The organism is Acinetobacter sp. CY73 (genome assembly GCF_059515865.1).
This window is the reverse complement of the sequence record NZ_JCAKMZ010000047.1, coordinates 1-13,952: the sequence shown is the minus strand read 5'-3', so window position 1 is coordinate 13,952 and position 13,952 is coordinate 1. Positions and strand designations below refer to the sequence as shown.

Sequence of the window (13,952 nt, the reverse complement as noted above, 5' to 3'; positions counted from 1 at the left end):
AAGAGTGAACCACCTGATCCCTTCCCGAACTCAGAAGTGAAACCTCTTTGCGCTGATGGTAGTGTGGGGTTACCCATGTGAGAGTAAGTCATCGCCAGCTCATTATTCCCAAAAACACCCCCTTCAAACGAAGGGGGTGTTTTTTTATGTGTGGGTGTTTTTTATTAAGGGTAAAATAGAAAGTCTGGAATTCTATTTTGAAATTTAATTTGTAACTATTTGATTTATTATAACTATTTTAATTGTCATGAAGCTGAAATTTATTTGTCATAAATTCAAATTATAAATATCAAGTTCACAAGAAATATTTTATGGACTTATGAAATTTTTTATAACGACTGCCTTGGCACTCTCGGTTACAACCCTATTAGGATGTAATGATTCTGATGAAAAACATGTTAAAGAATCAGCTCAAATCAATGAGCCAACTTTAGTTTCATTTGCCAAACTTGATGTTAAAACCTATGCAGATGGTCCACAATCAGGCAAGGATGTCAAAGGTGCGAATGGCATTTTTCCGATGTTTCCTGGACAGCCTGTGCAAGGTTTTTCAGCAGCATTAAAAAATAAAGATGGCAGTTATCTAGTCATGTCAGATAATGGCTTTGGTTCTCAAGATAATTCATCAGACTATTTATTGCGATTGCATCATATTTCAGCTGATTTCAAAAAAGCGAACACAGGAACAGGACAAGTTAAGCATCTTTCCTATATTCAACTTCGAGATCCGAATAAGCTTATTCCTTTTGAAATTACTCATCAGTTCACAGCAGATAGATTACTGACAGGTGCTGACTTTGATCCTGAGTCTATGCAACGTGCACCAAATGGAGATATTTGGATTGGAGATGAGTTCGGACCATATTTATTACATTTTAGTGCAGAGGGTATTTTATTAAGCCCTCCAATAGCTCTACCAGATCCTAAGTTGCAGGGTTCAGAACTGAGATCTCCACAGAATCAGCTCAATAAAAATCCTAATAGTTTTATACAACCACTTGTTCAACGTAGTGGTGGTTTTGAAGGGATGGCAATATCACCTGATGGAAAGTATTTATATCCTTTACTAGAGAAGCCTTTAACAACAGAATCTCAGTCACGCTTAATCATTTCTGAATTTGATATCGCTAGGAAAGCTTATACAGGCAACATTTATTACTTTGATTTGAATAGTAAAGCGACGGCTATTGGAGATTTCCAATTATTTAATGAGAAAGAAGGGATTATTATTGAGCGGGACGATACTGAAAATAATTTGGGCGGTTATAAGAAACTGATTAAAGTTAAGTTGAATCAGTATGGTGAATCTATACAACGTCAAGATTTAGTTAATCTTATGGACATAGCCAATCCAAACCTATTGTTTGGAACCCCCAGAGAAGGCGATATCGCAGTAGGTCAGCGCTTTGGTTTTCCATTTCAAACCATTGAAGATATTATGATTGAAGGCCCTGATTTAATAACCGTATTGAATGACAATAACTTCCCAGGTTCTAGTGGTCGCAACAGTAAATTAGCAGACGATAATGAAGTGATTCAAATCAAACTTCCTCAGCCTCTTTATTAAATATTTGATTGATTAAATTCTTGAATGTTTCATCGATTTGAAGCATTCAAGCAATTAGATTTATTGATTTTTCAATGGTTTTATTTTAGATAATAAAAGACCCCATCCGAAGATGGGGTCTTTTGTATTCTTTGCTTCTGCATGACTCTTGTCGTACGCAATTCCTTATGCCCTTATCTTTTATTGTTCTAATTTTAATCTTGTTATTGCTTTTATTATTTTAGTTTTCTTAGGAAACATCCTGTTTCGCTATACATAAATCATATTTAATTTCAAAAGTGAGATCTATAGGTCAATTTATTCAATTGCTGTAAGCAATGTCTTACACAAAATGAATAAACTAAAAAGCCACATATAAGCCGATGAAAAAAACAATATTTTGTAAAGTTAACGTTCTTATAAAGAAAAGCACAATGAGACTTTATTTAATAAATAGAGCGTCGCATGCTAAAGTAAATGACATATCAATCTAGACAGATCGAGATCATTGTGGCTGATTTAAACAACAATAACCTTGTAGAATTTCCTTTATATCTTGCCAATAAACCAACAAAGACAGGGCAATGGCTTGAGGTGCATGATAAGTATTCTGGTCAGGTGTATGCCAAGGTTGCTTTGGCTGATGCTGCAACACTGGATAAAGCCATTGATGCTGCGCTTAAAGCAGAGCGTGAAATGGCAGCATTAAAACCATTTCAAAAGCAAAAAATATTGCTGCACTGTGTGGCTCGATTTAATGAACAACGCGAAGAGTTAACCCATATTTTAATTGTAGAAGGGGGGAAACCCCGTACGGCTGCCGCGGCTGAAGTTGAGCGTTTAATTAATACGTTTCAGATTGCAGCAGATGCAGTATCTCAATTGGATGAGGGGCGTTTGATTCCTTTGGCTGTGACTCAAGCAGCATCGAACTATACTGGTATGGTTAAGCATGTACCCATTGGTGCAGTCTCGCTGATTAGCCCCTTTAATTTTCCATTGAATTTAACCGCTCATAAGATTGCACCAGCAATTGCAGCAGGTTGTCCTTTTGTTCTTAAACCTGCAAGTCTAACGCCGATTTCAGCGCTTAAAATTGCTGAAATTTTGGCTGAAACGGACTTACCAAAAGGTGCTTTTTCAGTTCTGCCTTGTCAGCGAGAACATGCCGATGTTTTAGTCACGGATGATCGTTTCAAATTACTGAGCTTTACAGGTTCCGACCAAGTCGGATGGGATATGAAAGCACGTGCAGGGCGTAAAAAAGTCACATTAGAACTCGGTGGAAATGCTGCGGTATTGATCGAGCCAGATACTGAAATTTCAGATGCTCTGATTGATCGTATTATCGGAGGAGCTTATGGTCATGCAGGGCAAGTCTGTATTAGTGTTCAAAGAATACTGGCACATGCTGATATTTATGCAGAATTAAAGAAAAAATTAGTGGCAAAGCTGAAGAAAATTCAAGCAGCAGATCCAGCACTGAGTAGTACTTTAGTTGGCCCGATGATTAAAGATAAAGAAGCAATACGCTTAAAGAAATGGGTGGATAAAGCAGTAAAGAAAGGGGCCAAAGTACTCTCTGGGAATGTCCTCAGTGGTGTGCTATTTGAACCCACTCTACTAGAGGGAGTGGATGAGAATCTTGAGGTTTATAAGGATGAGGTGTTTGGTCCTGTCGCGATTCTTGAAAAATATAAAGATTTTGAGACGGGCATTGCAAAGATTAATTCTAGCCGTTTTGGGCTTCAAGCCGGTATTTACACTCAGAATCTCAATAAAATGATGTATGCATGGGATCAGTTACATGTCGGTGGTGTAATCATTAATGATATACCGTCATTCCGTGTTGATAATATGCCTTATGGTGGTGTGAAAGATTCAGGCTTAGGGCGAGAAGGGATTTATTCTGCGATTCGTGATATGCAAGAAGAACGTTTATTGGTGATTAAGCAATAACTGAAATATGACAGAATAGGGAGCAATCGCTCCTTTTTTAAATGGCATTATTTTTTAAAATAAATGATAAAAATGGAAAATAATGAAACTTCAATTGAGCTCTTTCGCTGTCTTGATCATGACTTTGTTGATCAGCATCCATGTATTTGCAATAAACCACCAGCAAGTTGTACTGGATGCACGTAAGCAAATTGGTCAAACGCTTTACTATGATCCCGCTTATACCTCATTAAAATACCCAATGGGTGATGTTCCTTTGGTTAAAGGTGTGTGTACCGACGTTATTATTCGAGCATTACGTTTGCAAGGCATGGATTTACAGAAGTTGATCCATGAGGATATGAAAAAGAATTTCGGTGTCTATCCCAAAAAATGGGGTCTTAAAAGTACAGATCGAAATATTGATCATCGACGAGTACCGAACATCATGACTTATTTCAAAAGACAAGGTTATGAAGTTAAAGATAAAAACTACAAAGCTGGAGATATTGTAACGTGGGATTTGGGTAAGGGCTTGGTGCATATTGGGATCATCTCAGATAAGAAGTCATCCTTTCAGGAAACGCCATTGGTTATTCATAATATAGGTTCAGGTACACAGGAAAATAATATTTTATTTGAATATAAAATTACAGGACATTACCGAATTCCATCTTCGAAATAGTGTGATTTTCAGTTATAAATTGGGTAGATTGTTTAAATAAAGTGAAATGGAGTTTAAAAAATAAACAAAAAGGATTGTGAAGAATGGATTAAAGGACGATTCATTTTCAAAAACAAAGAATAAAGACATAAAAACAGGTATTGTTACATCATTAAACAATTTGTATTTAGCCAAACTTTAACCAAGTTTATTGGATACACATTGGTTTGTAATTAGAACTGAATGCTCAAAAGGCAAATGTCTTATTCAAACAACAAAATTAATTTTAAGCAGTTTTTGCACGCGACTCTATAACCACAACAAGCGGCAGAAATATGTGAAGGCATATTGGGTGTTTTATGACAGATAAACGCGAAAACTGGTCCGCACGATCAGGATTTATTATTGCAGCAATTGGCTCTGCTGTTGGTTTGGGTAACATTTGGCGTTTCCCCTATGTAGCTTATGAAAATGGTGGAGGGGCATTTTTAATCCCTTACCTCGTTGCGATTTTTGCTGCGGGCTTGCCATTACTCTTTTTAGACTATGCTGTTGGTCATAAATACCGTAAAGCGCCACCTACTGCGTATAAGAAGTTGATGAATGCTGAATCACTGGGTTGGTGGCAAGTGATGGTGACACTCATCATCGGAATCTACTATGCCAGTGTGTTGTCGTGGGCGGGTAGCTATATGTTCTACTCGTTTGGTCAGCAGTGGGGTTCAGATACACAGGGATTCTTCTTTAATACCTACCTACAAAACGGGGAAGGTTTACAGTTTGGTTTTGTACCAACGCTATTCTTTGGTTTAGTGATCGTTTGGGCATTGGTGATGTTCATTCTCTATGGCGGTGTACGTCGTGGTGTAGAACTTGCCAATAAGATCTTTATGCCATTATTGGTTGTGCTCTTCACGATTTTAGTGATTCAAGCCGTTCGTTTACCTGGTGCAGTGGATGGCTTAAATGCATTCTTTACACCCAACTGGGACGCGATGAAGAACTATAAAGTATGGCTGGCTGCATTTGGACATATTTTCTTCTCACTTTCTGTGGGTTTCGGGATCATGTTGACCTATGCCTCTTATTTAAATACCAAAACCAATATGACGGGTTCGGGTGTGGTGGTGGCACTAGCAAACTCGTCATTTGAAATTTTAGCGGGTATCGGTGTTTTTGCTGCATTAGGTTTTATGGCATACAGTGCAGGCTCATCTGTAGAAGATGTGGCTGTAGATGGTATTGGTTTAGCCTTTATCGCTTTCCCTAAAATTATTTCGAGTATGGGTGCAGGCGGTGATTTATTCGGCTTCTTGTTCTTTGCTTCGTTGACTGTGGCAGGGATCACCTCGATGGTGAGTATTCTGCAAGTACCCATTGCTGCATTTCAGGATAAATTAGGCTGGTCTTTGAAAAAATCAGTGACCATTATTGCGGGTGGTTCTGCTGTTGTATCGACTTTACTATTCTCGACACACAGTGCGATTACGTTTGTAGATATCATTGACTACTTTGCCAATAATATTGGTATCGTCGGTGGTGGTTTAGTTTCGATTATCTTGGTGTCGTGGTTCCGTCGTCCATTATTGCAACAATTAAAAGATCATATCAATCAATATGCGAGTATCAAATTGGGTGCGGTTTGGAACTTCCTATTGACGGTGGTGACACCTATTTCACTCCTTGTTGCTTTAGGATTGACGCTGAATTCAGTCATTTCTGATGGTTATGGTGATTATTCTCGTGGCATTTTATGGTTAGTTGGTGGCGGTACCATCGCCTTCTTTATCCTTGGTGCGATCTTGTTTAGTTGCATCAAAGACTCAGACACTAAGGAGAACTAAGATGAATACTTCGGCATTGGTGATGCTTATTTTGTCAGTGAGTGTGCTTTGGGGGGGGTTAATCCTGGCCATGATTCATTTGGTCAAAAACCCAGATGAACCTGAAGATTAATATTGATTGATCCATAAAAAAAGGAACCGTATCGGTTCCTTTTTTATGACAGGTTAAAAATTAAACTTTTTGAATACGGCAATAATAGAAGCCATCACCACGATCATTTTCTGGGAATAACTGACGACCATGGATCTGCTCAATGCCCCAATCTGCTTCAATTTTAATTTCTTTCGCATCAGCATGATCAGCAAAAAATTGAACCATTTGTTGTTCATTTTCAGCTTTTAAAATTGAACAAGTAATGTAAAGCAGAGTGCCACCTACTTTAAGTTGTTGCCACATATTGTTTAAAATTTGCTTTTGCAATTCAACCGTTTTCGCAATATCAGTTGATTGACGCAGTAAACGAATATCAGGGTGACGACGAATCACGCCAACCGCGGAACAAGGTGCATCAAGCACAATACAGTCGACTTCAGAGGGTGCAGTCCATGTGGTTGCATCGGCAGTTAAAATCTCAACATCGGCGTATTCATTTAAACCCAGACGCTCTAAATTTTCAGCGACACGAACGAGGCGTTTGGCATCTTGATCAATTGCATATAGTTTTTTCGGACTATATTTTTCCAAGATATGTGCCGTTTTGCCGCCGGGTGCTGCGCATGCATCTACCACGACTTTATCTTCTAAGTTGGGTAAAAGTGTGGCACAAAGCTGAGCGTGTTCGTCTTGAACAGAAAAACCACCTTCTTCATATCCCGGAAGGTTCGGAATATGTACATTTTGTTCAAGTACAATGCCAACATCAGACAGTTCACAAGCACGTGCTTCAAAACCATCTTCTTCTAAAATTTCTAAATATTCAGCACGGCTGACTTGATTCACGTTAACACGAAGTGTCAGTGGTGCAATCTGTTTTAGATGGTATGAGATTTCAGGAAATTGATCAGCCCAGTCTTTTTTCAGTCGCTTGAACAACCAACTTGGTAAGCCATGTGCTTGTTCAAGACCTGCTGAGAACGCTTCTGTTTCACGTGAAACACGACGAAGCACTGCATTGACCAAACCACTGAGCGGTTCAAAACCAAGTTGCTTGGCAGCGGTTACGGTTTCAGAGATCGCTGCATGTGCAGGAACACGTGTACACAAAAGTTGGTATAAACCTAAATAAAGACAGCTTTCTAAAGCTTCATTGTCTAAAGGTTTAGTCAGGAGTGGCAGAGTGATGGCTTTTAGACCATGCCATTGGCGTAAACAGCCGAGTGTCAGCTCATGATATAAGCCACGATCGCGTTCTGAGACAATATTGATGTGTTGATTTAACACAGATGCAAGTGATTGACCATTTTGAACAGCCAACAAAGTCTTTACAACTTGCGCACGCAAATTCAAGTTTTTTGCTGATGATTGAATTTGACTCATGCGAATTTATATCCTACCGATAGTTTTTGGGTTTGGTTAATTTGAACAGCATTTAAAGCTTTGCCACCTGGCCATTGTAGATGGGTGATACATACCGCTTTTTGATCACCACACATCACATGAACACCATCACGATCCAGTGCGATCACTTCACCTGCAACAGCATTCTCAGCTTGTAAATTAGATAATGATGAATTCCAAATTCTGAGATTGTTGCTTTCATCTAATGGCGTATAAGCAACAGGCCAAGGATTGAATGCACGAATGTTGAGATCAATTTGCTCGGCAGACTGTGTCCAATCAATTTGGGCTTCCGCCTTAGACAGTTTATGCGCATATACAGTGCGGTTTTCGTCTTGAACTTCACGTGTATCTAAATAATGTTGTAACGTTTCTTCGTTTTCTAGCACTTGCACTAAGGCTTCAGCACCTTGAATTGCAAGTTTGTCATGCAAGGTTGCTGAGGTATCTGATGCATCAATTGGACAGATGGTTTTAAACATCATGTCACCTGTATCGAGACCTGCTGCCATTTTCATAATGGTGACGCCAGTTTCTGCATCACCTGTGGCAATCGCACGTTGAATTGGTGCTGCACCACGCCAACGTGGCAACAATGAACCATGAATATTCAAGCAGGCATACTTAGGGGTATCGAGTACCACTTGAGGCAAGATCAAACCATACGCTGCTACGACCATGACATCTGCATTTAATGCAGCAAGTTCTTGCTGTGCTGCGATGCCTTCTTCAGTCGATGACTTGAAGTGCAAGGGTTGATAGACAGGAAGGTTGTGTTCTAGCGCCAAGAGTTTTACTGCAGATGCTGTTAGTTTCTGACCTCGACCTGCTTTGCGGTCGGGCTGTGTATAAACACCTACAATTTCATGTTCTGTTTTGATTAATGCTTCAAGCGCAACAGCTGCAAATTCTGGTGTTCCAGCAAATACAATTTTCAAATGTGCTACCCAATCGTGTATGTGAACGTAATTATAACAAAGCTTTAAATGGGTTTATGTATTTAAAATAAATTAAAAAATAATATAAAAAGTCAACTATTTTATTGTTAATAAAAAATAGATTAAAAACTCTAAAATAATGGTAAAAATATGACAAATTTTGTCAATATTTGATTGTTTAGTTTTAATACATAATATGTTTAAAAAATAATCTAAAACATTAATACTAATTTAAGATTATGTAATACATAGAAAAAAATAATAAGAATAAATTGTTTTGCAGTTTAAATTAACAAATGTGGAGTATTGTTAAGACATGCCAATAAAATGTGAAATGGAACACTTATTTTGGTTGATTTTTTTGTGTTCCCATTGTTAAATATTTGTAATTTTGTTATTCATTTTAATGAGTCTTTGACTCTACCCACACACCGCATAGAGGTTACACAATGAACAAGATATATAAGGTAATTTGGAATGCTACGCTTGGAACGTGGGTGGCAGTTTCAGAGTTGGCAAAAGGTAAGACCAAATCTTCAAAAGTTAAAGCGATTGTTGGAACTGCGACCATTGGGTTGATGGTGACGTTTAGCCCGAATGCGATGGCGGCTTGGAATAATACTAGTTCAGGTGGTTCTAACTCAACAAATCCTACTAATGCTTATGGTACAGGATCAGGAATCGCAATTGGTGAAGGATCAGGTGCTTTATCAGCCAATGCTGTAACTGGAAGTGGTGTGGCGATTGGCTCAGGTGCTAAAACAACTGCAAATGGTGTCTCATTAGGTTTTCAAGCGCTTTCTGATGGAAATCAGGCAACAGCAATAGGTGGTCTTGCTAAGGCTACAGGTTCTCAATCAGTTGCTCTAGGAGCGGACACAGTTGCAAGTGGATACGCAGCAATTGCAATTGGTGGTGATGATCTTGCCGCAACAGGTACAACTGCCACAGCTGAGCGAGATAAATTTAAAAATGTAGTAGGAGAGACTCTTTCTACTGCGTATAGAAGTACGATTGCTGCAGGTACAGCATCGTTGGCTCTAGGAACAACAGCTAAGGCTGGAGGCGCTTTTTCAACATCCGTAGGTGTAAATTCAACTGCAGATGGCTTTGCTTCAGTGGCATTCGGGGCTGCATCTCAAGCTTCACAAGATGCAACAGTAGCCTTAGGTGTCTCAGCTAAAGCCTTGGATTCTGGCGCAGTAGCTTTAGGACGTGCTGCATCTGCTACCAATAGTAATAGCTTAGCTTTGGGTTCAAGTTCTTCTAGTTCAGGTGTGCGTGCTGTCGCAGTTGGTAATACTGTATCAGCAAGTGGTACTAACTCAACTGCATTAGGCTATAACGCTAAAGCAATTGGATCTAATTCATTTGCAGTGAATCAAAATGCAATTGCAGCCGGAAATAACTCACTTGTATTGGGCGGGTTGGATACAGGTGGTTTTAAACTCAATTTAACTAAATCTGGATTAACTTCAGCGACGATTCTTGGCGAATTGACGGGTTTCGGCTTGGTTTCCTCGGTTCCAAATTCTAAAGGAGAGTATGAATATCAAGGCAGTATTGCATCACGTTTCTCATCTGCTATTGGTACGAGTAATTTAATACTCTCTGGATCATCTGTTGCTTTAGGGAATCGTATTTATATACTCAATGGTAATAGCATCGATTCGTTGGCAGATTTAAATAATGATGGAAAAATGTATGGTGATAGCACCAGCTCGCATGCAGTTGCAATAGGGGATGCAATCACAATAGGAAAAGCCTCAAAACAATCCATTACTATAGGTGCAGAAGTAGAGGTTGCAGATAATTCTGCTCAATCTATTGCTATAGGTACACGATCTAATACAACTGGGAAAAATACCACTGCAATTGGTTCGGGTGGTACCAATAAAGCTACAGCAACACAAGCCACAGCAGCAGGTGCATTAGCATTGGGTGGTAATGCCACAGCGGGTGCCAAAGCTGCATCAGCCAACTCGATCGCTATTGGTGGAGAAGCATTGGTTGCTCCAACAGCACTTAATTCAATTGCCATTGGTTTAAATGCACAAGCACTAGGTGCTTCATCTGTCAGTATTGGTTCAAAATCATTATCAAACCATTCTAAAAGTGTGGCTTTAGGTTCAGGTGCACAAGCCAAATCAGATTTTGTTGTATCAATTGGTGCGGATGCGGGTAACACCAAGAATAATGAAAGTCAGTTAGGTACCAATGATAGTGAGAGCAATGAGTCTTATGGCATTTATATTGGACGTAATGCAGGCCAAAATTCTTCAGGCAACCAAAATACTGTAATAGGAAGTTATGCAGCCGGTGAAGGTTTAAATGGTGCGGGTAATACTGTGCTAGGGGCACAAGCTGGTTCTAATTATAAGGGTGATAATAACGTTATGCTCGGTCGTGGTGCAGGTGCAGGTCTACCTGAATCAGAAACCAAAAACAATAATAATATCATGATCGGGAATACTGCAATTGCTTATAATGGTAATGATAGTATTGCCATTGGTAGCGGTGCATTAGCTAAAGATAATCAGGCTATTGCTATTGGTAGTGGTAGCCAAGCGAATGGTCTCCAGTCGATTAGTATCGGTACAGGGAATATAGTAACAGGGGATCACTCAGGTGCGATTGGTGATCCAAGTACCATTGATGGTTCAAATTCTTATTCTGTTGGTAATAATAATAAAATTGCAGCAGATACTACAGATGTATTTGTTCTAGGCAATAATGTAGATATTGATCAATCATATGCTGTAGCTTTGGGCTCAGATGCTGATGTTAAACAAGAGGGTGGTATTGCACTAGGTCATAAATCTGTTGCAGATAGAGCCAGTGGAACTGTAGGGTATGATACTGCTAAAAATGCTAATTCAACGGACAATAGTGCTGTTTGGAAGGCAACTGCTGCAGGTGTCTCTGTAGGTGATAGTGCGACTGGAATTACACGTCAAATTACCAATGTTGCTGCAGGCTCTGCTGATACAGATGCTGTAAACGTGGCTCAGTTAAAAGCAAACCAAACTCATTTCTATAGTGTCAATAATACAGACTCTGCATCTGGTAATTATAATAATGATGGTGCTACAGGTGCCAATGCACTTGCTGCTGGTGTAAATGCTAAAGCAAGCATGGGCGACTCTATTGCGATAGGTAGTAATGGTTTAGCTTCAGGATTAAATACGATTGCCGTGGGGTTGGGTGCTCAAGCAACAAAAGAGGGCGCAATTGCAATTGGTGAGAATGCTGTTGTAACGGGTTTAGATAGTGTCGGTATTGGTACAAATGTATCTGTTGGATCTGGTAACTATCAAACAGCTTTGGGCTATAAAAGTAAAACTGAAAATTCATTTGCAACAGCGATTGGTACAGAAAGCCAAGCATTAGGGCAATCAAGTTTAGCATTAGGACATAGCTCAGTTGCAAACTCAGCTCAAAGTGTTGCGGTAGGGCCTTCAGCAAAAGCAATTGGCGATCAGTCGACAGCGATTGGTAATAATGTTCAAGCTGAAGGGGCTTCGTCTGTAGCGATTGGTGGTGATGACCTTGATTCTGTATCAGATGCAACCAAAGCTACTTTTAAAAGTTTGACTGGACAGGATATTCCATCAAAGTTATATCCAACAACGCGTGCTGGTGAGGCTGCAGTAGCAGTTGGTGTTCAAGCAGTTGCTTCGGGTTCATTGTCTACAGCATTTGGTACAAAAACAGTTGCGCAAGGTACAGCCTCTTTAGCGTTGGGAACTGGTGCAAATGCCTCTAAAGCAAGCTCTATTGCACTAGGTGCAGGTTCAACTACAGCAACAAATGCAACTAAAGTAATTAGCGGAAATATTAATGGTAAAACCTATAGTTTTGCTGGTGGGGATAGTGTAGAAACAGGCGATCAGGTTTCTGTAGGATCCGCAGGCTTCGAGCGACAAATAAAAAATGTAGCACCAGGTGAGGTATCAGCAACCAGTACCGATGCTATTAATGGTAGCCAATTATTTCAAACCAACGCTGAGCTGGCAAAAGTTGCAACAGATACTGCAGCTGCTTTAGGTGGTGGTGCGAAAGCCAATACTGCTGCTGGTGGTGTGACTGCTCCAAGTTATGTGATCAATAAAGCAGATGGTTCAGCTTATGTTGCAGTGAATAATGTTGGTGCTGCATTAACGAACTTAAATACAGAAATTGTAAAACCGCTGACCTTCAAAGATGCAGGCACAGGTACATCAACCAATCCATTGGGTAGCGAACTTGCGATTGTCGGTGATAGCAATATCACCACGACGGTGACACAGGGCCAAGCAACGATTGCATTAAATAAAAATCTGGTTGTGGACAGCGTGACAGCTGGCACAGTTGATCCGACTACTGGTGAATTGATTACAGGCAGCCAATTAACAGACCAAGGCACTTTAGTTCGAGATTCAAGTGATCCTGCGAATGTGAAAGAAGCAGTGTATAGTGCGGACAAAGCTAAGATCACAGATGGTAGCAATAGCACCACGACCACAGCGGGCGGTACGACAGTCACAGATGGTACCAATACCAACAAGATCACGGCTGGCAGTAACAGCATTACTGATGGCAAGTCAACGACGACTGTTGGTGCGGATACGATTACAGTAGGTGCAACAACAGGTGGAAGTCCTGTGGTGATCAACGGTAAAGATGGTGTGATTGGTGGCTTAACCAATACGACATGGGATCCAGAGAACATCACCTCAGGTCAAGCGGCGACTGAAGACCAAGTGAAATTAGCGACAGATGGTTTAGTCGACACTGGCTTTAACATCACCACGCAAAACGTGGGTGGCGAAGCGACCACAGCAGACAACGTGAAACTAGGTGAAACGGTTAAGTTCACCAATACCGATGAAAACTTGGTGGTGAGTACGACTGAAAATAACGATGTGATTTATGACCTAGCGAAAGACATCACAGTTGACAGCGTGACAGCAGGAGACACCCTTGTAGACAACAGCGGGGTTAAAGTTGTTGAAACAGATGAGAATGGTGCTCCAACAGGAAAAGAAACAAGCTTAACTGCGGGTGGTACGACGGTTAAAGATGCGACAGATCCTGCGAATGTGAAAGAAGCAGTATATGGTGCGGACAAAGCTAAGATCACAGATGGTAGCAATAGCACCACGACCACAGCGGGCGGTGTAACAGTCACAGATGGTACCAATACCAACAAGATCACGGCTGGCAGTAACAGCATTACTGATGGCAAGTCAACGACGACTGTTGGTGCGGATACGATTACAGTAGGTGCAACAACAGGTGGAAGTCCTGTGGTGATCAACGGTAAAGATGGTGTGATTGGTGGCTTAACCAATACGACATGGGATCCAGAGAACATCACCTCAGGTCAAGCGGCGACTGAAGACCAAGTGAAATTAGCGACAGATGGTTTAGTCGACACTGGCTTTAACATCACCACGCAAAACGTGGGTGGCGAAGCGACCACAGCAGACAACGTGAAACTAGGTGAAACGGTTAAGTTCACCAATACCGATGAAAACTTGGT

Annotated in this window: 8 protein-coding genes and 1 rRNA gene (1 of these 9 running past the window's edge); 7 read left to right on the top strand and 2 right to left on the bottom strand. The window is 40.4% G+C overall.

Annotated features, from left to right (window positions below):
• From rrf to AC5YD2_RS15400, 6 genes are all read left to right on the top strand, one after another.
• Nucleotides 1–100: ribosomal RNA gene (rrf, locus tag AC5YD2_RS15425) — 5S ribosomal RNA — on the top strand; it begins 25 nt to the left of the window's first position.
• Nucleotides 101–319: 219 nt separating this feature from the next.
• Nucleotides 320–1,567 (top strand): esterase-like activity of phytase family protein, encoded by a 1,248-nt coding sequence (locus tag AC5YD2_RS15420; RefSeq protein WP_496127165.1) that lies wholly within the window; start codon nt 320–322, stop codon nt 1,565–1,567.
• 456 nt (nt 1,568–2,023) lie between these two features.
• Nucleotides 2,024–3,505, top strand: coding sequence for an aldehyde dehydrogenase family protein (locus tag AC5YD2_RS15415; RefSeq protein ID WP_496127164.1), 1,482 nt, complete (start codon nt 2,024–2,026; stop codon nt 3,503–3,505).
• Between the two features lie 118 nt (nt 3,506–3,623).
• Nucleotides 3,624–4,169, top strand: coding sequence for a DUF1287 domain-containing protein (locus AC5YD2_RS15410; protein ID WP_496127166.1), 546 nt, complete (start codon nt 3,624–3,626; stop codon nt 4,167–4,169).
• A 338-nt stretch (nt 4,170–4,507) separates the two neighbouring features.
• Entirely contained in the window at nt 4,508–5,992 is a 1,485-nt protein-coding gene (locus AC5YD2_RS15405; protein ID WP_496127163.1) for a sodium-dependent transporter, read from the top strand.
• Nucleotide 5,993: 1 nt separating this feature from the next.
• Complete coding sequence (locus AC5YD2_RS15400; RefSeq protein ID WP_496127162.1) at nt 5,994–6,104, top strand: methionine/alanine import family NSS transporter small subunit; 111 nt, start codon at nt 5,994–5,996, stop codon at nt 6,102–6,104.
• A 60-nt stretch (nt 6,105–6,164) separates the two neighbouring features.
• Here AC5YD2_RS15400 and rsmB read toward each other — a convergent pair whose 3' ends face one another.
• Together rsmB and fmt are read right to left on the bottom strand one after the other, a co-directional pair.
• Entirely contained in the window at nt 6,165–7,469 is a 1,305-nt protein-coding gene (gene rsmB, locus AC5YD2_RS15395; RefSeq protein ID WP_496127161.1) for a 16S rRNA (cytosine(967)-C(5))-methyltransferase RsmB, read from the bottom strand.
• Complete coding sequence (gene fmt, locus AC5YD2_RS15390) at nt 7,466–8,428, bottom strand: methionyl-tRNA formyltransferase (RefSeq protein ID WP_496127160.1); 963 nt, start codon at nt 8,426–8,428, stop codon at nt 7,466–7,468. Before fmt ends, rsmB begins: the two co-directional genes overlap by 4 nt.
• 449 nt (nt 8,429–8,877) lie before the next feature.
• On the opposite strand from fmt, the gene AC5YD2_RS15385 reads away from it, so the two are divergent.
• Nucleotides 8,878–13,952 (top strand): ESPR-type extended signal peptide-containing protein (locus AC5YD2_RS15385; protein ID WP_496127159.1); only part of this gene is annotated, 5,075 nt, incomplete at its 3' end.